This is a genomic window from Rhodovulum viride (assembly GCF_003265965.1).
GTDB classification, from domain to species: domain Bacteria; phylum Pseudomonadota; class Alphaproteobacteria; order Rhodobacterales; family Rhodobacteraceae; genus Rhodovulum; species Rhodovulum kholense.
This window is the reverse complement of record NZ_MUAV01000008.1, coordinates 148,387-169,372: the sequence shown is the minus strand read 5'-3', so window position 1 is coordinate 169,372 and position 20,986 is coordinate 148,387. Positions and strand designations below refer to the sequence as shown.

Here is a 20,986-nt window from a genome sequence, read left to right as displayed (position 1 = left end):
CAGAACTATCTGGTGCTTTTCAAAAGTGAATTGGTGGAGCCAAGGGGGATCGAACCCCTGACCTCTTGCATGCCATGCAAGCGCTCTCCCAGCTGAGCTATGGCCCCGATATTGTGCGTCCCGTTCGGTCCGCCCGCGTGCTTTTATGGAAGCGGCGAGGGGAGATCAAGCGAAAAATTGACGGCCGGATCGAAGCTCTGGAAGAGGGGCTGGCAGGACGTCGGGGGCGGTTTCGCGCGAGTGATCCCGGATCGGATCGCTTATCGAAATTGCCGGGCATCGCACTCTGTGGCGGGCGGCCCGGCCGTCCATGGCAGGCGGATCGGGCGCCGCCCGGTCGGACAACCGGACCGCCCGATCCGGCATTTGCGATGGCATTGAGGCGTGAACGCGATGCGGCGGTCAGGCGGGTGGTCAGAGGCGACGGCTTTGTCTTGTGCGGGTCGCTTTGGGCGGCCATAGATTGGGGCAGGGAGACGTGCGCCTTTCTCAGACGACTGCCCGGCCCGGCGGCCCTTGTCCCGGCCGGACAGCCTGTCTGCGGCCAACGGCGGGCGGTTCCGACAGGTCGCGGGGAGAGCCGAGATGACCCATGCCCAACGCGGTGCAGAGGCGCCGCTGATGACCCCGGTGCTGATCGCCGGGTCTGTGATCCTGCTGATCGGATTCGCCGTGCGCGCCTCGTTCGGGGTGTTCCAGATCCCGATTGCCGAGGAGTTCGGCTGGGCGCGCACGGAATTCTCGCTGGCCATCGCGATCCAGAACCTCGCCTGGGGGATCGGGCAACCGCTGTTCGGCGCCGTCGCCGAGAAGATCGGCGACCGCAAGGCCATCGTCGCGGGGGCGCTGCTTTACGCGCTGGGGCTGGTGCTTTCGGCCTTCGCGATCCAGCCCTGGCAGTTGCAGGGGCTGGAGGTGCTTGTGGGCTTCGGCATCGCCGGTACCGGCTTCGGGGTGATCCTCGCTATCGTCGGACGCGCGGCGGCGCCCGAGCATCGCTCGATGGCGCTGGGGATCGCGACCGCCGCCGGGTCGGCCGGGCAGATCGTGGGCCCGCCCGCAGCCGAGATCCTGCTGCGGTTCCAGCCCTGGCAGGGCGTCTTCGCGATCTTCGCGGTCGTGGTGCTGGCCACGCTTTTCGCGCTGCCCTTCATCCGTTCGCCCCAGGTCGCGAGCCGCGCCGAGCTGGAGGAAAGCCTGGGCCAGGTGCTGAACCGGGCCTTCCGCGACCCGTCCTATGTGATGATCTTCATGGGGTTCTTTTCCTGCGGCTATCAGCTGGCCTTCATCACCGCGCATTTCCCGCCCTTCGTGGCCGAGCTGTGCGGCCCGATCGTGCCGGGCGGTACCCTGTCGGCGATCGGCATTACCACCACTTCAGCGCTGGGGGCGGTCGCGATCTCGGTGATCGGGGTTTTCAACATCGTCGGCACGGTGACGGCCGGCTGGTTGGGCAACCGCTATTCCCGGAAATACCTGCTGGCGGGGATCTACACGGCGCGCACCATCGCTGCGGCCGCCTTCATCCTGATGCCGATCACGCCCGGCACGGTGCTGGTCTTCTCGATGGTGATGGGGGCGCTGTGGCTCGCCACGGTGCCGCTGACCAGCGGGCTCGTCGCCCATATCTACGGGTTGCGCTACATGGGCACGCTCTATGGCTTCGTCTTCCTGTCGCATCAGATCGGCGGGTTCCTCGGCGTCTGGCTGGGCGGCAGGCTTTACGATCTTTACGGCAATTACGATCTGGTCTGGTGGGTCGGCGTCGGCGTCGGGGCCTTTTCGGCGCTGGTGCATCTGCCGATCCGCGAGGCGCCGGCCCCCGCCCGCGCCGCGGCCTGAAAGTTTTGACGCGAGGCCGGGGGCTGGCCTATCCTGTCGGCCTGCAAGGGAGGTCTGACGATGGCCGGAGGCTGGGCGCGCGACGGCGCGGTGAACGACCAGATCGACGCCTCTATCGAGGACGAGCTGAACCGGATGAAGATCAGGCGCGCCCCGGTGGGCGACAGCCTGTCGGACTGCGCCGAGTGCGGCGAGCCGATCCCCGAGGCGCGGCGGCAGGCCCTGCCGGGGGTCAAGCTGTGCGTCGCCTGTCAGGACGACCGCGACCGGCGTCCGGTGATCCGCGGCGGGATCAACCGGCGGGGGTCGAAGGACAGCCAGCTCAAGTGACGGCAGTTGCAGGATTGACCGGAGGGTCATGTTCCTGTACGTGTCGCCGATCCGCACCTTCTGTCGCGTGAACAGAGGCCGCCTGCCCGGACCGATCGGGCCGCGGCGCAAGGTGTCGGGCAAATCCGTTCCCATCATCACGCGAGGGGTACTGGGACCGCCGCCAGCCGACCCGTCGGGTCGGGGCGTCGCGGGCCCGCTCACCCGTTCGCAGCGGCGAACGCAATTTGACGAGGCGTCCGCGACGGGCGCCCGAAAGGACACTGTGACGACATTCGACAAGATGGGCCTGCCCAAGCGGCTCGTGACGCGCCTGGCCGAGGCCGGCATCACCGAGCCCACCCCGGTTCAGGCCCGTGCCATTCCTCCGGCGCTGGAAGGCCGCGACGTGATCGGTCTGGCGCAGACCGGCACCGGCAAGACCGCGGCCTTCGGGCTGCCGCTTCTCACCGCGCTGTCGGAAACCCGCGGCAAGCCCGTGCCCAAGACTGCCCGCGCCCTGGTGCTGGCCCCGACCCGCGAACTGGTCAAGCAGATCGCCGAGAGCCTTCGGCCGCTGGTCGCGGGCACGCCGGTCAGCGTCGAGACCGTGGTCGGCGGCGCCTCGCTGTCGGCTCAGGAAAAGCGGATGGCGCGCGGCGCCGATCTGCTGGTTGCGACGCCCGGGCGGCTGATCGACCTGATGGGCCGGGGCGCCGTGGTGCTGGCCGAGACCCGGTTCCTGGTGCTGGACGAGGCCGACCAGATGCTGGATCTGGGCTTCATCCATGCCCTGCGCCGGATCGCCGCCAAGCTGCCGAAAGAGCGCCAGACCATGCTGTTCTCGGCCACCATGCCCAAGCAGATGGACGAGATCGCGGCCAGCTACCTGACCGATCCGGTCCGGGTCGAGGTGACGCCCCCCGGCACCGCCGTCGACAAGATCCTGCAATCGGTGCATTTCCTTGAGAAGGCCGAGAAGACCGGGCGTCTGATCGAGCTTCTGGATGGCCACCGCGACGACCGTGCCATCGTCTTCGGCCGCACCAAGCACGGCGCCGAGCGGCTGTCGAAACAGCTGGAACGGGCGGGCTTCGCGACCGCCTCGATCCATGGCAACAAGAGCCAGGGCCAGCGCGACCGCGCGATCAAGGCGTTCCGCGCGGGCGACGTGCGGGTGCTGGTGGCGACCGACGTCGCGGCGCGGGGCATCGACATCCCCGAGGTGCGCCACGTCTACAATTTCGACCTGCCGAACGTGCCCGACAACTATGTCCATCGGATCGGCCGCACCGCGCGGGCCGGGGCCGATGGCGCGGCGATCGCCTTCTGCTCGCCCGAGGAGGTGTCAGAACTCCGCGCGATCCAGAAGGTGATGGGCACCGCGATCCCGGTTGCCTCGGGCACGCCCTGGGAAGGGCTGGAGCCGAAGCAGTCGCGGGGCGGCCCGCGCGGCGCAAGCAAAGGCGCGGGCAAACCGCCCGCCAAGGCCCGGGCGCGCCGCCGTCCGCGCAACAAGAACCGCGCCGCGGCCTGAGGCCGGGGGGGCGGTTCGCCCTCGTCAGTCCCAAAAAAACGCCCGCCCGGGGAACCGGGCGGGCGTTCTTTTTTGCATCGGCCGTCGTCAGGCCGGTTCGAGGTCGAGCCCGCGCCCTTTCAGCAGCGCCTCGACCCCGGGCAAGCGGCCGCGGAAGGCGGTGTAAAGCGCATCGGGCTCGGCCGTGCCGCCGGTCGACAGCACGTTGTCTTCCAGCGCCCGGGCCGTCGCCGGATCGAAGGCGTCGCCGGTTTCCTCGAAGGCCGCGAAGGCATCGGCATCCATCACCTCGGACCACATGTAGGAATAATAGGCCGATGCGTAGCCGCCCGCGAAGACATGGGCGAAATGCGGCGTCGCATGGCGCATCCGGATCGCGCGCGGCATGCCGATCCTTTCCAGCACCTCGGCCTGTTTCTGCATCGGATCGGCGGGGGCGGGGCCATCGTGGAATTCCAGATCGACCAGCGCCGAGGCGATGAACTCGACGGTCTGGAAGCCCATGTCGTAGGTTGCCGCCGCCAGCACCCGGTCGCGCATCGCCTCGGGCATCGGTTGGCCCGTTTCGGCATGGGTGGCGAAGCGGTCCAGCACCTCGGGCACTTCCAGCCAGTGTTCGTAAAGCTGGCTCGGCAGTTCCACGAAATCGCGCGGCACCGACGTGCCCGAAAGGCTTTCATAGGTCACGTCCGACAGCATCTGGTGCAGCGCATGGCCGAATTCGTGAAACAGCGTCCGCGCGTCGTCATAGGACAGCAGCGCGCGTCGCCCCTCGGCGGGCTTCGAGAAATTGCAGACGTTCAGCACATGCGGGCGGATCTCGCCCGTCAGCTTCTGCTGGCTGCGCAGCGCCGAGCACCACGCCCCCGACCGCTTGCCCGCCCGGGCGAAATAGTCGCCGATGAAGACGCCCATATGGCGGCCGTCTCGGGTGACCTCCCAGGCGCGGGCGTCGGGGTGGTGCAGATCGACCTCGAGCGGCGCGAAATCCAACCCGAAAAGCCGGTGCGCGCAGTCGAAGGCCGCTTCGATCATCCGGTCGAGCTGCAGGTAGGGTTTCAGCTCGGCCTCGTCGAGATCGTGCAGCGCGCGGCGGCGTTTCTCGGAATAATAATGCCAGTCCCAGGGTTCGAGCGGCGCGGCAAGCCCGTCGGCGACCAGCATGTCCTGAAGGATCGCCGCATCGGCCTCGGCGCGCGCCCGGGCCGGGGCCCAGACCTGCATCAGCAGATCGCGCACATGATCCGGGGTCTTGGCCATCTCGGTTTCCAGCACATAGGCCGCATAGCTGTCATAGCCCAGAAGCGCCGCGCGCTCGGCGCGAAGCTTCAGCGTCTCGGCCACGAGGGCGCGGTTATCGGTGGCGCCGCCCCGCGCGCCGCGCGATGTCCAGGCCTCGTAGGCCGCCTTGCGCAGATCGCGCCGGGGCGAGAATTGCAGGAAGGGCACGATCACCGAGCGCGACAGCGTCACGACCGGGCCGTCCGCGCCGCGTTCGGCGCCCGCCGCCCGGGTGGCCTCGGCGACGAAACCGGGCAGGCCCTCCAGATCCGCCTCGGCCAGCGGCATCGTCCAGTCGCGCTCGTCGGCCAGCAGGTTCTGGGCGAAGGCGGTCGACAGCTCGGCCAGCCGGGTGTTGAGGTCGCGAAGCCGCCCGCGCCCCTCTTCGGGCAGCGCCGCGCCCGCGCGGACGAAATCGCGATGCTTCAGTTCCAGCAGGCGGGCCTGTTCGGCGGTCAGATCCAGCGTCTCGCGGGCCTGCCAGACCGCGTCGATCCGGTCGAACAGCGCGCGGTTCAGCACCACGTCGGACGAGAAGTCGGCCAGTTTCGGAGAAAAGGCGCGTTGCAGCGCCTCGCGGTCCGGGGTCGACGAGACCGAGGCCAGCAGGAAGAAGACCGACAGCACGTCGGACAGGGCCTGACCCGTCCGTTCCAGCGCCTCGATGGTATTGGCGAAATCGGGCGGCTCGGGGGACTCAGCGATGGCGGCGATTTCGGCCCGGGCCTCGCTCAGCGCCTGATCGAAGGCCGGGGCGAAATCCGCGTCCGAGACGGCGGCGAAGGCGGGAAGCTCGAACGGCGCCGTGCGCGGCGCCAGCAGGGGATTGGTCATGGGGATCTCCGTTTGCCAGAAGGCATAGCCGGATCGCGGCCGGGTTCAAGGCCGGCCCGGCACCGGCACCGGCGCGCGTCCGCGCAGCGCGGTCAGCCGCGCTCCGGCCCGCGCCCAGATCGCCACGACCGCCCGGTCGAAGGCGACAAGCTTGACCGTGGCGACAAGCCAGCCCAGAACCGCCCCGGCCAGCGTCTGCCAGATCGTGTGACGCCCGGCGTCGATCCGCGAGGCGCCGACGAAGCCGGCCGACATGACGGCGACCGCCTGCGCCCCGGGGCTGTCGCGCAGGCAGCCGGCAACCAGCGCGCTCGCCCCGAAGGCGGCCGCTGCGGTGTGCCCGGAGGGGAAGCCATGCCCGCCGCCATTCGGGCGAAGATTGACAGGCAGATCGCCCAGCAGGGCCTTGGGGAACTTGATTCCCGCCTCGAGCAAGAGGTATCGTCCAGCGTAGACGCGCGCCTGTCCCCGGGTCGCGGCGCAGACCAGTCCGGCCGCGGGCAGGGCAATCTGCAGATGGTCGCCGATCCGGCGGGCCCGCCCCTCGGACAGTGCGGCCGAAAGCAGGACAAGCGCAAGCATCGCCGAAAGGGCTGCGGGTCGGATAAGGAACGAGGGCGGCGGCACTCGCATGGCGAACAGGTCCGTCTCCGGCAATTGAGGCGCGTCCTCTATCGGCAAGATCTGTGACGATTTGGTGTCGAGTCGCGGTTGCCTTGCGTCGGCTGGCGCAGAAAACGATCCTTGCGGGCTCGTCGCGGCACGGTCCCGGCAGGGCCGCCCCGCCCGTGCTTTAACACTTCCCGAGTTTCGCCCGACTTTGCGATCACACCATTCGCGAGCGTGATCACAAAGGCAAAAAACATCGGATGATCACGGAAATTTCGGGAAAAGGGCGTTTCGCCGCACCATCATTCCGTGCTTAGACAGCGGTAAATCGTACCAGCACGGGACAGTTTGATGAACATCCACGAATACCAGGCCAAGGCGTTGCTGCGCAGCTACGGCGCGCCGGTCTCGAAAGGGCATGTCGTCACCAAGGCCGAAGAAGCGAAGGCCATCGCGGCCGACATCGACGGGCCGATCTGGGTCGTCAAGGCACAGATCCACGCAGGCGGCCGCGGCAAGGGCCATTTCATCGAGGAAGAAGCGGGCGAGAAGGGCGGCGTGCGCCTGACCAAATCGGTCGGCGAAGCCGCCGAAGAGGCCAAGAAGATGCTGGGCCGCACTCTCGTCACCCATCAGACCGGTCCCGCGGGCAAGCAGGTCGGCCGCGTCTATATCGAGGAAGGCGCGGGCATCGACCGCGAGCTTTACCTCGCGCTGCTGGTGGACCGTCAGACCAGCCGGGTGGCCTTCGTCTGTTCGACCGAGGGCGGCATGGACATCGAGGAGGTCGCCGCCAAGACCCCTGATCGCATCCTCAGCTTCTCGGTCGATCCCGTGACCGGCTATCAGGGCTATCACGGCCGCCGGATCGCCTTTGCGCTGGGGCTGACCGGCAACCAGATCAAGCAATGCGTCCGGCTGATGGGCCAGCTTTACAAGCTCTTCACCGAGAAGGATTGCGAGCTTCTGGAAATCAACCCGCTGATCGTGACCGACCAGGGCGACCTTCGCTGCCTCGACGCCAAGATGTGCTTCGACTCGAACGCGCTCTACCGGCAGGAAGATATCCTCGCGCTGCGCGACGAGACCGAGGAAGACCCCAAGGAGCTTCAGGCCTCGAAATACGACCTGAACTATATCGCGCTCGATGGCGAGATCGGCTGCATGGTCAACGGCGCGGGCCTCGCGATGGCGACCATGGACATCATCAAGCTGTACGGCGCCGAGCCCGCAAACTTCCTCGATGTGGGCGGCGGCGCCACCAAGGAGAAGGTGACCGAGGCCTTCAAGATCATCACCTCGGACCCGAACGTGAAGGGCATCCTGGTGAACATCTTCGGCGGCATCATGCGCTGCGACGTCATCGCCGAGGGTGTGGTCGCCGCGGTCAAGGAAGTCGGGCTGAAGGTGCCGCTGGTCGTGCGCCTCGAAGGCACCAATGTCGAGAAGGGCAAGGCCATCATCAATGGCTCGGGCCTCGACGTCATCGCGGCGGACGATCTGTCGGACGCGGCGCAGAAAATTGTCAAAGCGGTGAAGGGGTAAGATCCATGGCGGTTCTCGTCGACGAAAACACCAAGGTGATCTGCCAAGGCTTTACCGGCAGCCAGGGCACCTTCCATTCGGAACAGGCCATCGCCTACGGCACTCAGATGGTGGGCGGCGTCACGCCCGGCAAGGGCGGCCAGAGCCATCTGGACCTGCCCGTCTTCAACTCGTGCCACGAGGCCGTGGCCAAGACCGGCGCCAACGCATCGGTAATCTACGTTCCGCCGCCCTTCGCGGCCGACTCGATCCTCGAGGCCATCGACGCCCAGATCCCGCTGATCGTCTGCATCACCGAGGGCATTCCGGTGATGGACATGATGACCGTCAAGCGCGCGCTGCAGGGGTCGAACTCGATCCTGATCGGGCCGAACTGCCCGGGCGTCATCACGCCGGACGCCTGCAAGATCGGCATCATGCCCGGCCATATCCACAAGCGCGGATCGGTCGGCGTGGTGTCGCGCTCGGGCACGCTGACCTACGAGGCCGTCAAGCAGACCACCGATGTGGGGCTGGGCCAGTCGACCTGCGTCGGCATCGGCGGCGACCCGATCAAGGGCACCGAACATATCGACGTGCTGGAATGGTTCCTCGCCGATGACGAGACCCAGTCGATCATCATGATCGGCGAGATCGGCGGCTCGGCCGAAGAGGAAGCTGCCCAGTTCATCAAGGACGAGGCCAAGAAGGGCCGCAAGAAACCCATCGCGGGCTTCATCGCCGGTCGTACGGCGCCGCCCGGACGCCGCATGGGCCATGCCGGTGCCATCGTCGCCGGTGGCAAGGGCGGGGCCGAGGACAAGATCGAGGCAATGAAGTCGGCCGGGATCGTCGTGGCCGACAGCCCGGCGCATCTTGGCGAAGCGGTGCTGAAGGCGATCGGCTGAGGCCGGTCGCAGGGGAGGCAAAATGGGCTTTGCGGCTGCCGTAAAGGTCTGTTTCAGAAAGTACTTCACCTTTTCGGGGCGGGCGTCCCGCCCCGAATACTGGTGGTTCATCCTGTTCATGCTGCTGGGCAGCATCGTCACCGGGCTGCTTGACCTGGTGCTGTTCCCGAGCGAGGTCCGCACCGGACCGGGCAGCATCGAGGCCGAAAGCGACGGTCCCCTGACAGCCCTGTTCACGCTTGCCGTTCTGGTGCCCTCGGTTTCGGCAGGCTGGCGACGCATGCATGACAGCGGCCGCAGCGGGCTCTTTCTGCTTTATCCGCTGATCGTGCTGGTGGGCATCGCCGGTTTTGCGAATTTCATCGGTGCCTTCGACGCCGCCACCACGGGCGATGTCGCGCAGATGTTCACCGGCCTCGCGGGCGTCGTGCTCGCCCTGTCGGTCGTGGTGCTGATGATCTCGCCGCTTCTGGTGCTCTGGTGGCTGACCCGCCCGTCCCAGCCCGGCCCCAACGACTACGGTCCAAACCCCCATGAGGTAGCTCCATGACCGAGCAAAGCGCGAACGACATCTTTCACAGCTCGTCCTTCCTGCAGGGGCATAATGCCGAGTATGTGGAACAGCTTTACGCCCGCTATGCCAACGATCCGAACGCGGTCGACGAGGCCTGGCAGAGGTTCTTTGCGGAACTGGGCGATGACGAGGTTTCGGTCAAGCGCGAGGCGGCGGGGCCGTCTTGGGCCCGGCGCGACTGGCCGCCCGCACCGAACGACGATCTGACCGCGGCGCTTGACGGGCAATGGCCGACCCCGCCCGCCGCCCGCGAAGCCAAGGCCGCCGAGGAGAAAATCCGCGAGAAGGCGAAGGAAAAGGGCGTCGAGGTCACCGACGACGAGGTCAAGCGCGCGGTGCTCGACTCGATCCGGGCGCTGATGCTGATCCGGGCCTACCGGATCCGGGGCCATCTGGTCGCCGATCTCGACCCGCTGGGGCTGCGCAATCCGACCCCGCATCCCGAGCTCGACCCGGGGTCCTACGGCTTCACCGATGCCGACATGGAGCGGCCGATCTTCATCGACAACGTGCTGGGCCTGCAGGTCGCCTCGATGCGCGAGATCCTCGCCATCGTGCAGCGGACCTATTGCGGCACCTTCGCGCTGCAATACATGCACATTTCCGATCCCGAGCAGTCGTCCTGGCTGAAGGAGCGGATCGAGGGCTATGGCAAGGAAATCAAGTTCACCCGCGAGGGGCGGCGCGCGATCCTTAACAAGCTGGTCGAGGCCGAGGGCTTCGAGAAGTTCCTGCATGTGAAATACATGGGCACCAAGCGCTTCGGCCTCGACGGCGGCGAGGCGCTGATCCCGGCGATGGAACAGATCATCAAGCGGGGCGGTGCGCTGGGCCTGAAGGAAATCGCCATCGGCATGCCCCACCGGGGCCGCCTGTCGGTGCTGGCCAACGTGATGGGCAAGCCCTACCGCGCGATCTTCAACGAATTTCAGGGCGGCAGCTTCAAGCCCGAGGATGTCGACGGTTCGGGCGACGTGAAATACCACCTCGGCGCCTCGTCGGACCGCGAATTCGACGGCAATACCGTGCACCTGTCGCTGACCGCGAACCCCTCGCACCTCGAGGCGGTGAACCCGGTCGTCCTGGGCAAGACCCGCGCCAAGCAGGCGCAGATGGTCGATCACGAACGCAAGCAGGTCCTGTCGGTGCTCCTGCACGGCGACGCGGCCTTCGCGGGGCAGGGCGTCGTGGCGGAATGCTTCGGGCTGTCGGGGCTCGTTGGCCACCGTACCGGCGGCACCATCCATATCGTCGTGAACAACCAGATCGGCTTTACCACGGCGCCGCATTTCTCGCGGTCCTCGCCCTATCCGACCGATATCGCGCTGATGGTCGAGGCGCCGATCTTCCACGTCAACGGCGACGACCCCGAGGCGGTGGTGCATGCCGCCAAGGTCGCGACCGAGTTCCGCCAGAAGTTCGGCAAGGACGTGGTTCTGGACATCTTCTGCTATCGCCGCTTCGGCCATAACGAGGGGGATGAACCGATGTTCACCAACCCCCTGATGTATCAGAAGATCAAGAAGCATAAGACCACGCTGCAGCTTTACACCGAGCGGCTGGTCGAGGACGGGCTGATCCCCGAAGGCGAGATCGAGGACATGAAGGCCGCCTTCCAGTCTCATCTCAACGAGGAATTCGAGGCCGCCAAGGAATACAAGCCCAACAAGGCCGACTGGCTCGACGGGCGCTGGTCGCATATCCAGCGCGGCGGCGGCGACGACTATCAGCGCGGCGATACCGCGATCGGCGAGGAAACCCTGCAGGAACTGGGCCAGGCCCTGACCACGCCCCCCGAGGGCTTCGAGGTCCACAAGACCGTCGGCCGCCTGCTTGACGCCAAGAAAGAGATGTTCGCGACCGGCAAGGGCTTCGACTGGGCGACCGCCGAGGCGATGGCCTTCGGAAGCCTCCTGACCGAAGGCTATCCGGTGCGGCTGGCCGGTCAGGACAGTGCCCGCGGCACCTTCAGCCAGCGCCACTCCGCGCTGATCGACCAGAACAGCGAAGAGCGCTATTACCCGCTGAACCACATCCGCAAGGGGCAGGCGAAATACGAGGTCATCGACTCGATGCTCTCGGAATACGCGGTTCTGGGCTTCGAATACGGCTACAGCCTGGCCGAGCCCAACGCGCTGGTGATGTGGGAGGCCCAGTTCGGCGATTTCGCCAATGGCGCGCAGATCATGTTCGACCAGTTCATCAGCTCGGGCGAACGCAAATGGCTGCGGATGTCGGGCCTCGTCGTGCTGCTGCCGCACGGCTTCGAGGGGCAGGGGCCGGAACACAGCTCGGCCCGGCTCGAACGCTTCCTGCAGATGTCGGCCGAGGACAACTGGATCGTCGCCAACTGCTCGACGCCCGCCAACTACTTCCACATCCTGCGCCGCCAGCTGCATCGCAGCTTCCGCAAGCCGCTGATCCTGATGACGCCCAAATCGCTGCTGCGGCACCGGCTGGCGGTGTCCGAGGCGCAGGACTTCGTCACCGGATCGTCGTTCCACCGGGTCCTGTGGGACGATGCCGATGCGGGCCGCATGTCTGAAACAAAGCTCAAGCCCGACGATCAGATCCGGCGCGTGGTGATCTGTTCGGGCAAGGTCTATTACGACCTGCTGGAAGAACGCGACGCCCGCGGCATCGACGATGTCTACCTGATGCGGCTCGAACAGTTCTATCCGTTCCCGGCGCTCAGCCTCGTCAAGGAGCTGGACCGGTTCCGCGACGCCGAGGTCGTCTGGTGTCAGGAAGAGCCCAAGAACCAGGGCGGCTGGACCTTCATCGAGCCCAATCTCGAATGGGTCCTGACCCGCATCAACGCCAAGCACGGCCGGCCCCGCTATGCGGGCCGTCCCGCCGCCGCCTCGCCGGCCACGGGCCTCGCCAGCACGCACAAGGCACAACAAGCCGCGCTCGTGAACGACGCGCTGACCATCGAAGGATAATCGCCATGTCCACAGAAGTCCGTGTTCCGACGCTCGGGGAAAGCGTCACCGAGGCCACCGTCGCCACCTGGTTCAAGAAGCCCGGCGATGCGGTCGATGCCGACGAGATGCTCTGCGAGCTGGAAACCGACAAGGTGACCGTCGAGGTGCCCGCCCCCGCTGCGGGGACCCTGTCCGAGATCGTCGCCGCCGAAGGCGAAACCGTGGGCGTCGATGCGCTGCTGGCCACCATCGCCGAGGGCGCCGCCGCGCCCGCGCCGAAGTCGAATGGCGGCGAGCCCGCCGCGGCTCCGGCTGCCGAGGCCGCCACCGAAGAGGTGCCGGTGATGGTGCCGACGCTGGGCGAAAGCGTGACCGAGGCGACCGTCTCGACCTGGTTCAAGCAGGCGGGCGACACGGTCGAGCGCGACGAGATGCTGTGCGAGCTTGAAACCGACAAGGTTTCGGTCGAGGTGCCCGCGCCCGCCTCGGGCGTGCTGAAGGACATCCTCGCGGGCGAGGGCAGCACCGTCGAGGCGGGCGGCCAGCTGGCCGTCCTGCTGGCGGGCGAAGGCGCTGCCTCTGCGCCGGCCGCAAGTCCGGCCCCCGCGCAGGGCACCGGCGGCGGCAAGGATGTCGAGGACGCCCCCTCGGCCAGGAAGCTGATGGCCGAAAAGGGCCTGACCGCGGCCGAAGTCGCGGGCACCGGCCGCGACGGGCGCATCATGAAGGAAGACGTGCTGAAGGCCGCCTCGGCCCCGAAACCGGCCGCCTCTGCGCCCCGTGCCCCCGAGGCCCCCAAGCCCGCCGCCATCCCGGACGCGGCCCGCGCGCCGATCCCCGCCGAGGATGCCGAGCGCGAGGAACGGGTCAAGATGACCCGCCTGCGCCAGACCATCGCCCGCCGCCTGAAGGATGCGCAGAACAGCGCTGCGATGCTGACCACCTATAACGAGGTGGACATGTCGGGCGTGATGGCGCTCCGGAAGGAATACAAGGACCTCTTCGAGAAGAAGCACGGGGTGAAACTGGGCTTCATGTCCTTCTTCACCAAGGCCTGCTGCCATGCGCTGTCCGAGGTGCCCGAGGTCAACGCGGAAATCGACGGTACCGACATCGTCTACAAGCGCTTCGTCCATATGGGCATCGCCGTCGGCACGCCCTCGGGGCTGGTGGTTCCGGTGCTGCGCAATGCGGATTCGATGAGCTTTGCCGAGATCGAGAAGCGGATCGCCGAGATGGGCACCCGCGCCCGCGACGGCAAGCTGTCGATGGCCGAGATGCAGGGCGGTACCTTCACCATCTCGAACGGCGGCGTCTACGGCTCGCTGATGTCCTCGCCGATCCTGAACCCGCCGCAATCGGGCATCCTCGGCATGCACAAGATCCAGGATCGGCCGATGGTCGAGGGCGGCCAGATCGTGATCCGTCCGATGATGTATCTGGCACTCAGCTACGATCACCGCATCGTCGACGGCAAGGGCGCCGTGACCTTCCTCGTCCGCGTCAAGGAAGCGCTGGAAGATCCGAGACGGCTGCTGATGGATCTGTAAGGCGATGGCGGGCGACACCGGACTGAAACCGGGCAACGTGCATTGGGCGACAGGCGTCAAGGACGCCTGTCGCGCTGCCACGGGATGCCGGGATTTCAATTCGGGCGACGCCCGCAAGGTCTTCGGCCATAAGGGCTGTTCCGTCGTCAGACCGGAACAGCCCATTGACGCAACTGCCAGAGACCGGGAGAATTCATGACCCTCGAACTCGCCGCCCTCGCCGCCACCGCCTTCATCCACCTTGCCGCCGTGCTCTGGTCCCAGCGCGCGCTTGAGGCCGATGTGGGCCGCGAGGGCAATACCGGCCCCCGCGACGGGATCGAGGACCGGCTGTCGCCCCATACCCTCCGCCTGCGCCGGGCGCTCGCCAACCATGTCGAGAATACCGGCCTCTTCGTGATCGCCGTGGTTCTGGTGCAGTTCACCGGCTCCAATGGCTGGGTCACCGGGCTTGCCGCCTGGATCTTCGTCGCCGCCCGCGCGCTCTACCTGCCCGCCTATGCCTTCGGCTGGGTGCCCTGGCGGTCCGTCATCTTCATGGCCGGGCTCGTTTCCTGCTTCGCCATGATCCTTGCCAGTATCTTCTGAGGCCCGCATGACCCCCGAACTCACCGCCCTCGCTCTCGCAATCCTCGTTCAGGCTGTGCAATTCGTCCTCATGGCGATCCCTGCCAATATGGAACTGGGCACCGAATACACCACCAGCCCCCGCGACACGGCCCCCGACCAGCAGCTCTCGCGGCGGACCGGACGGATGCAGCGCGCGCTGAACAACCATTTCGAAGGGCTGATCCTCTTCACCGCGGCGGTGGTCCTCGTCACCGTATCGGACCAGTCGACCTGGTTCACCGCGCTTTGCGCCTGGATCTACCTGATCGCCCGCATCGCCTATGTGCCCGCCTATATCCGCGGCTGGGTGCCGGGCCGCTCGATGATCTGGGCCGCGGGCTTCGCGGCGACCGTCCTGATGACGCTCGCCGCGCTGATATGATCTTCTTCTTGGCGAAAATGCCCTCGGGGGGTGAATTGTCCGCCAGGACAAGAGGGGGGCAGACAGCCCCCCATGCCCCCGCCGCCATCCCAACACCCGCCCGTAAAGGAGGCCCCGAATGGCAAGCTATGATGTGATCGTGATCGGCTCCGGCCCGGGTGGCTATGTCTGTGCCATCCGCTGCGCCCAGCTGGGCCTGAAGACCGCCTGCGTCGAGGGCCGCGAAACCCTTGGCGGCACCTGCCTGAACGTGGGCTGCATCCCCTCCAAGGCGCTGCTGCACGCCTCGCACCAGCTGCACGAGGCGCAGCACAATTTCGAGAAGATGGGCCTGAAGGGCAAGGCGCCCTCGGTCGACTGGGCGCAGATGCTGTCCTACAAGGACGAGGTCATCGGCCAGAACACCAAGGGCATCGAATTCCTGTTCAAGAAGAACAAGATCGACTGGATCAAGGGCTGGGCCTCGATCCCCGAGGCGGGGCTCGTGCAGGTTGGCGACGAGACCCACAAGGCGAAACACATCGTCATTGCCAGCGGGTCCGAGGCCTCCAGCCTGCCGGGGATCGAGATCGACGAGAAGACGATCGTCACCTCGACCGGCGCACTGGCGCTGCCGAAGGTGCCCAAGAAGATGATCGTGATCGGCGCGGGCGTGATCGGGCTGGAACTCGGGTCCGTCTATGCCCGTCTTGGTGCCGAGGTCACGGTGCTGGAATATCTCGACCAGATCACCCCCGGCATCGACACCGAGGTCGCCCGCAGCTTCCGCTCGCTGCTCAAGCGCCAGGGGCTCGACATCATCACCGGCGCCGCCGTGCAGTCGGCCGAGGCGCTGAAGACCAAGGCCAAGGTCACCTACAAGCTCCGCAAGGATGACAGCGAGCATCAGCTTGATGCCGATGTCGTGCTGGTCGCGACCGGCCGCAAGCCTTTCACCGACGGGCTCGGGCTCGACGCGCTGGGCCTGCAGCTGACCAAGCGCGGCCAGATCGCGACCGATGCCCATTACAAGACCTCGGTCGACGGGATCTATGCCATCGGCGACGTGATCGAAGGCCCCATGCTGGCCCACAAGGCCGAGGACGAGGGCATGGCGGTCGCCGAGATCCTGGCAGGGCAGGCGGGCCACGTGAATTACGGCGTGATCCCGGGCGTGATCTACACCCATCCCGAGGTCGCCTCGGTCGGTCAGACCGAGGACCAGCTGAAGGAAGCGGGCCGCGCCTACAAGGTCGGCAAGTTCTCCTTCATGGGCAACGGCCGGGCCAAGGCCAATTTCGCCGCGGACGGCTTCGTCAAGATCCTCGTCGATGCCGAAACCGACCGCATCCTCGGCGCCCATATCCTCGGGCCGTCGGCGGGCGATCTGATCCACGAGATCTGCGTCGCGATGGAATTCGGCGCCGCGGCCGAGGACATCGCCCGCACCTGCCATGCCCACCCGACCTATTCCGAGGCGGTGCGCGAGGCGGCGCTGGCCTGCGGCGACGGACCGATCCACAGCTGAGGCCGGGACAGGACCTGCAAGGGGCGGTGGCCGGACCGGGCTGCCGCCTCTCGTCATGCCGGGGAGCATGACAGCCCGGCCGTCCCGGGCAAGCGCCCGCTTCGGGCCACGGATGATCTTGCGGCCGGGCCGTCGGCATCCGTCGCGCGCGGTGCGGGACGGCCTGCGGCCCCAGCGGCGACGCGCGGGCCCTCGGGTCGGGCCGTCAGGTCGTGCGGGTCTGGGCCCGGATCAGCATCTCGGCGAAGGCCGTGACCTTGGGCTGGCGGTAGCGCGTCGGCGGATAGACGATGTGGATCCCGCCGTCCCGCAGGCTCCATCCGCTGAGCAGCGGCTGCAGCTGGCCGTCGCGCAACGGCGACTCCAGCAGGAAGTCCGGCAGGACGGCGCAGCCCATGCCATGAAGCGCGCCCGCCAGCACGGCCGCGGTCGTCGACATCGAGACGACAGTGTCGAAGCGCACCCGCTCGACCTGACCCGAACCATCCTCGAAATCCCAGCTGCCGGGGTCGTGCAGCGCCGAGTTGGCGACGAAGGGCAGGCCTTTCAGGTCGGCCGGGGTCTCGATCGGGCCGAAGTCGTCCAGAAAGGCCGGGGCCGCCACCAGAGCCTGTCCGAACCGGCCGACGCGGCGCGATTTCAGGCTGGAATCGACCAGCCAGCCCAGCCGCACCGACAGGTCCCAGCGGCCGGATTGCAGGTCGACCACCGCGTCGGTCAGGTCCAGCTCGACCCGGCAATCGGGGTAGCGGCGGCGGAACTCGGCCACCAGCGGCACCAGGACCGACTGGCCGAAATCGAGCGGCGCGGTGATCCGCAAAAGCCCCGTGGGCCGGTCGGCCGCGTGCAGCAGGGCCTCTTCGGCCTCGGAGGCTTCCTGCAGGATGACCTGGCATTTCTCATGCAGAAGAAGGCCTTCGGCGGTTGCCGTGACCCGGCGGGTCGTGCGCACCAGCAGCGCGGTGCCAAGCTCTTCCTCCAGCCGGGCCACATGCGCGCTGACCACGGCCTTGGTGACCCCCAGCCGGTCCGCCGCGCGGGTGAAGGACCCGGTCTCGACCACGGCGGCAAAGAAGGGAAGACGGTCAAGTTTCATGGGCGCTCCGGACCGAAGGGAAATGGTGAGGCCGTATGGAAAAAGCAGACAGAAATGAATGTATTATTCGGGTAATGCTTCCCAACCCGCAATGATACCCCTGCGTCACCCGGGGCGCCGTCGCCCTGCACAGATGAGGACATCATGACGTACCGCCCGATTGCCGTCTCCCTGACCGCCATCACGCTGATCCTCGGCGGCCAGGCCGCGCTGGCCGAGGCCCCGTCCACGGTTCATGCGACCTATCGCGCCGCCTCGGCCGATCAGGCGCTGGCGCCGGGCGAGAAGATCGCCGATCTCTTCACGCTGAACATGACCGCGCCCTATATCCTGCAGAAGCTGACCGACCGCACCTACTGGTATCAGGCGGGCTTCTACGGCACGACCTGGTATGTGGGCGACGAGGGCGTGCTGCTGTTCGACCCGCTGGACGGGCAGGCGCCGAAGATCCTCGAGGCGGTGCGCAAGGTCACCGACAAGCCGATCACGGCGGTGGTCTATTCGCACGACCATGCCGACCATATCGGCGGCACGCAGGCGCTGTTCGACCTGCTGGCGGGCCAGCAGCCGGTGCCGGAGATCATCGCCTCGCAGGAAACGGCCGACAAGATGGAGCGTCTGGGCAGCACGCTGCCGCGCCCCGACCGCACCGTCGCCTGGCCCGAGGGCAGCTTCACCTTCGAGGGGCTGACCGTCGAACTGCACGGCTTTGCCCATGCCGCCCATACCGAGGACCATTCGGCCTGGCTACTGGTCGGCGAACGGGTGCTGCATGCCCCCGACCTGCTGAACGCCGACCAGCCGCCCTTCTGGGACTTCGCCGGGTCCGAGCGGTTCACTTATCTGCAGGACAACCTGCGCCAGGCCGATGCGCTTGGCTGGGACTATCTCAATGGCGGCCACGGCAACGTGGGCTCGCATGACGACATCGCCTTCCACCTGACCTTCATCGACGACCTGGTCGCGGCGGTCGGCACGGCGATGGGCGAGGTGCCCTGGGGCTTCGGCGTCGATCCGGCCACGCTGACCGCGCATACCGCGATGCTGCCGGCCTGGTATGCCGAGATCTCGCGGCGCGCGACCGAGGCGCTGCGGCCGAAATACGGCACCTACTACGGTTTCGATGCGGCCACTCCGCCCAATGCCGAGATGGTGGCCGAGTATCTCTTCAGCTATCGCTGAGCCCCCGGGCGCGGCAGAGCCAGCCGAAGGAAAGCGAACGGCCCGCCGATGGCGGGCCGTTCTGCGTTGCGGGAGGGGCGACCGTTCCGGCGCTCCCTATTTCATGAAGACATAGGTTCCCGGCGCGGGGCAAAGCGGCGGCAGGCCGGCATCGGGCGCCCCCATGGCGGGCGGAGCGGCCTCGGCCGGGCCGGTCTTGCCGGCCAGCCAGCGCGCCCATTCCGGCCACCAGGACCCCTCGGTCGCCGGATGGCGGGCATACCAGCTGTCGGGGTCGGTATAGCGGGTCTCGGGCGTCCGGCAGCCGATCCGGTAATGACGGCCCTTGTGGCCCGGTTCGGACAGGATGCCGCCGTTATGGCCGCCCTTGGTCAGCACGAAGGTCAGCTCGTTCTGGGTGAACAGCGCCACCTTGTAGACCGAATGCCAGGGCGCGATATGGTCCTTCTCGGTGCCGATCACGAACATCGGCGCGCGGATGTCCTTCAGGGCGATCACCCGGCCTTCGACCGCGAACCGGCCCGAGGTCAGCCGGTTGTCGAGGAAAAGCGCGCGCAGATAGTCGGAATGCATCTTCGCGGGCATCCGCGTCGCGTCGGCGTTCCAGACGGTGATGTCGAAGGCCTCGTCTTCCTTGCCCATCAGATAGCGGCCGACGGCGCGGGTCCAGACCAGATCCTCGTCCCTCAGCGCCCGGAACGCGCCCGCCATCTGTTCCTGCGCCAGATAACCTTGGTCCCACATCATGTCCTCAAGGAAGGCCACCTGGCTTTCGTCGAGAAAGAGCATCAACTCGCCCGCTTCGGTGAAATCGGTCTGCGCCGCCAGAAGGGTGATCGAGCCCAGCCGGTCATCGCCGTCCCGCGCCATGGTGGCGGCGGCGATCGACAGGATGGTGCCGCCGAGGCAATAGCCGCAGGCATGGATCTTCTGCCCGGGCATGACCTTGCCCACCGTATCGAGCGCCGCCATCACGCCGTCGCGGCGGTAATCGTCCAGCGACACGTCGCGATAGTCGGCCGAGGGGTTCACCCAGGACATCGCGAAGACGGTGAACCCCTGCTCGACCAGATAGGCGATCAGCGAGTTTTCCGGGCTGAGGTCGAGGATGTAGTATTTCATGATCCAGGCGGGCACGATCAGCACCGGCTCGGGATGCACCTTTTCGGTGCGGGGGGCGTACTGGATCAGCTCGAACAGTTCGTTGCGGAAGACGACCTGACCCCCGGTGACCGCGAGGTTGCGGCCCACGGCGAACCCGCCCGGCGCGGCGGCGGGGGTGGCGGTGGCCTGGGCGCGGATGTCCTCGGCCAGGTGGCGCATCCCCTGCATCAGGTTGCCGCCGCCGGTGCGGACGGTTTCCTGCAGGATCTCGGGGTTGGTCAGCGGCATGTTCGAGGGCGACAGCACGTCCAGCATCTGCCGCGCCATGAAGGCGACCCGGTCGCTGTTATGCGGATCGGTGCCGCGCGCCGGTTCGGCGGCGGCGTCCCACCAGTCCTGCGCGGCCAGGAACGCCTGCTGCCAGAGCGAAAAGGGCGGGGTCGACCAGCCGGGATGGGAAAAGCGGTGATCCTCGGCGCGGGGGCGGAACGGCGGGTCGTCCCGCGTCAGGCCGCTGGCATGGGCCGCCAGCTTGGCGCCGTTGCGCATGGCGCGTTCGGCCAGTTCCATCTGCCGGCCCGGGGCGCGGGCCAGATGGCTCGCCCAGTCGGCCCAGGCGGCCGCCGCCGCGTTCAGCGAGGCGCCCGAGGTCATGCGCGCCAGCATCGCGCGGCCGGCCCGGTCGGCGGTCTCGTAGGGATGGTCGTGTTTCGGATGGCCGTTGGGTGCGGTCATGCCCTGCCTCTCTGTCGCTCGATCCGTCGCCGGTCTGACAGGCCGGCGTGTCGGCCCCGCGATAGCAACGCCGCGCCGCAGCGACAATCGTCCCGCAACGTCACAGAAAAAACGCCCCGAACCTGGGTTCGAGGCGTTTCATGATCACAGCTGCGATCTTGTCCTTGTGCGACGCTCAGCCCTGACGGGCCTTGTAGCGGCGCTGGGTCTTGTTGATGACATAGACCCGGCCCTTGCGGCGCACAACGCGGCAGTCGCGATGACGCTGCTTGAGCGAGCGGAGCGAGTTGCGGACCTTCATCGGCCTTCTCCTCATGTCGCGGCGCGTCCGTGCGCCTCGTGGGTTTCAAGGGCTGTCCCTGGGCATGCACCGCAGGGGCAGAAATTCAATGGTGGGCGGTACTGGGATCGAACCAGTGACCCCTACGATGTCAACGTAGTGCTCTACCGCTGAGCTAACCGCCCGGTCTCCGATG

General features: G+C 67.2%; 17 protein-coding genes and 2 tRNA genes. 12 read left to right on the top strand and 7 right to left on the bottom strand.

Translation table 11 applies throughout. The features are described from left to right. Positions 1-31 precede the first annotated feature (31 nt). Positions 32-107 (bottom strand) — tRNA-Ala (locus tag BYZ73_RS09130). Positions 108-585: 478 nt separating this feature from the next. On the opposite strand from BYZ73_RS09130, the gene BYZ73_RS09125 reads away from it, so the two are divergent. The 3 genes from BYZ73_RS09125 to BYZ73_RS09115 all read left to right on the top strand — a co-directional run bounded on the left by BYZ73_RS09125 (position 586) and on the right by BYZ73_RS09115 (position 3,688). Further along, positions 586-1,842 carry an MFS transporter gene (locus BYZ73_RS09125; RefSeq protein ID WP_112315718.1) on the top strand — a complete coding sequence of 419 codons (1,257 nt, stop codon included), beginning with the start codon at positions 586-588 and terminating at the stop codon, positions 1,840-1,842. 60 nt (positions 1,843-1,902) lie between these two features. After that, the gene (locus BYZ73_RS09120) at positions 1,903-2,172 is read left to right on the top strand and encodes a DksA/TraR family C4-type zinc finger protein (protein ID WP_112315717.1); all 270 of its coding nucleotides are present in this window, start codon (positions 1,903-1,905) and stop codon (positions 2,170-2,172) included. A gap of 265 nt (positions 2,173-2,437) precedes the next feature. Further along, the gene (locus tag BYZ73_RS09115; RefSeq protein WP_425451073.1) at positions 2,438-3,688 is read left to right on the top strand and encodes a DEAD/DEAH box helicase; all 1,251 of its coding nucleotides are present in this window, start codon (positions 2,438-2,440) and stop codon (positions 3,686-3,688) included. An 87-nt stretch (positions 3,689-3,775) separates the two neighbouring features. Here BYZ73_RS09115 and BYZ73_RS09110 read toward each other — a convergent pair whose 3' ends face one another. Further along, a complete protein-coding gene (locus tag BYZ73_RS09110) occupies positions 3,776-5,803 on the bottom strand; it encodes a M3 family metallopeptidase (RefSeq protein ID WP_112315715.1) in 2,028 nt (675 codons plus the stop codon). 45 nt (positions 5,804-5,848) lie between these two features. Next, positions 5,849-6,385, bottom strand: coding sequence for a phosphatase PAP2 family protein (locus tag BYZ73_RS09105; protein ID WP_181498007.1), 537 nt, complete (start codon positions 6,383-6,385; stop codon positions 5,849-5,851). A 378-nt stretch (positions 6,386-6,763) separates the two neighbouring features. Between BYZ73_RS09105 and sucC the strand changes: the two genes are divergently transcribed. The 8 genes from sucC to lpdA all read left to right on the top strand — a co-directional run bounded on the left by sucC (position 6,764) and on the right by lpdA (position 16,393). Then, entirely contained in the window at positions 6,764-7,957 is a 1,194-nt protein-coding gene (gene sucC, locus BYZ73_RS09100) for an ADP-forming succinate--CoA ligase subunit beta (protein ID WP_112315713.1), read from the top strand. A 5-nt stretch (positions 7,958-7,962) separates the two neighbouring features. Then, entirely contained in the window at positions 7,963-8,844 is an 882-nt protein-coding gene (sucD, locus tag BYZ73_RS09095) for a succinate--CoA ligase subunit alpha (RefSeq protein WP_108027639.1), read from the top strand. Positions 8,845-8,866: 22 nt separating this feature from the next. Further along, positions 8,867-9,394, top strand: a complete 528-nt coding sequence (locus BYZ73_RS09090; protein ID WP_112315712.1) for a DUF805 domain-containing protein — start codon at positions 8,867-8,869, stop codon at positions 9,392-9,394. Next, positions 9,391-12,363, top strand: coding sequence for a 2-oxoglutarate dehydrogenase E1 component (locus BYZ73_RS09085; RefSeq protein WP_108027637.1), 2,973 nt, complete (start codon positions 9,391-9,393; stop codon positions 12,361-12,363). The genes BYZ73_RS09090 and BYZ73_RS09085 overlap by 4 nt, the downstream gene beginning before the upstream one ends. Positions 12,364-12,368: 5 nt before the next feature. Further along, a complete protein-coding gene (gene odhB / locus BYZ73_RS09080; protein WP_112315711.1) occupies positions 12,369-13,895 on the top strand; it encodes a 2-oxoglutarate dehydrogenase complex dihydrolipoyllysine-residue succinyltransferase in 1,527 nt (508 codons plus the stop codon). A gap of 195 nt (positions 13,896-14,090) precedes the next feature. Then, the gene (locus BYZ73_RS09075; RefSeq protein ID WP_112315710.1) at positions 14,091-14,483 is read left to right on the top strand and encodes an MAPEG family protein; all 393 of its coding nucleotides are present in this window, start codon (positions 14,091-14,093) and stop codon (positions 14,481-14,483) included. Positions 14,484-14,490: 7 nt separating this feature from the next. Further along, positions 14,491-14,886 carry an MAPEG family protein gene (locus tag BYZ73_RS09070; RefSeq protein ID WP_108027633.1) on the top strand — a complete coding sequence of 132 codons (396 nt, stop codon included), beginning with the start codon at positions 14,491-14,493 and terminating at the stop codon, positions 14,884-14,886. A gap of 118 nt (positions 14,887-15,004) precedes the next feature. Further along, entirely contained in the window at positions 15,005-16,393 is a 1,389-nt protein-coding gene (lpdA, locus tag BYZ73_RS09065) for a dihydrolipoyl dehydrogenase (protein ID WP_112315709.1), read from the top strand. Between the two features lie 205 nt (positions 16,394-16,598). On the opposite strand, the gene BYZ73_RS09060 is transcribed toward lpdA, so the two are convergent. Further along, positions 16,599-17,489, bottom strand: a complete 891-nt coding sequence (locus BYZ73_RS09060) for a LysR family transcriptional regulator (RefSeq protein ID WP_112315708.1) — start codon at positions 17,487-17,489, stop codon at positions 16,599-16,601. Between the two features lie 144 nt (positions 17,490-17,633). Between BYZ73_RS09060 and BYZ73_RS09055 the strand changes: the two genes are divergently transcribed. Then, positions 17,634-18,671, top strand: a complete 1,038-nt coding sequence (locus BYZ73_RS09055) for an MBL fold metallo-hydrolase (protein ID WP_112315707.1) — start codon at positions 17,634-17,636, stop codon at positions 18,669-18,671. A gap of 96 nt (positions 18,672-18,767) precedes the next feature. On the opposite strand, the gene BYZ73_RS09050 is transcribed toward BYZ73_RS09055, so the two are convergent. From BYZ73_RS09050 to BYZ73_RS09040, 3 genes are all read right to left on the bottom strand, one after another. Next, complete coding sequence (locus BYZ73_RS09050; RefSeq protein ID WP_112315706.1) at positions 18,768-20,510, bottom strand: PHA/PHB synthase family protein; 1,743 nt, start codon at positions 20,508-20,510, stop codon at positions 18,768-18,770. Positions 20,511-20,685: 175 nt separating this feature from the next. Further along, on the bottom strand, positions 20,686-20,811 hold the full coding sequence (gene ykgO / locus BYZ73_RS09045) for a type B 50S ribosomal protein L36 (protein ID WP_075784404.1): 126 nt from the start codon (positions 20,809-20,811) through the stop codon (positions 20,686-20,688). A gap of 89 nt (positions 20,812-20,900) precedes the next feature. Further along, positions 20,901-20,975, bottom strand: a tRNA-Val gene (locus tag BYZ73_RS09040). Positions 20,976-20,986 lie beyond the last annotated feature (11 nt).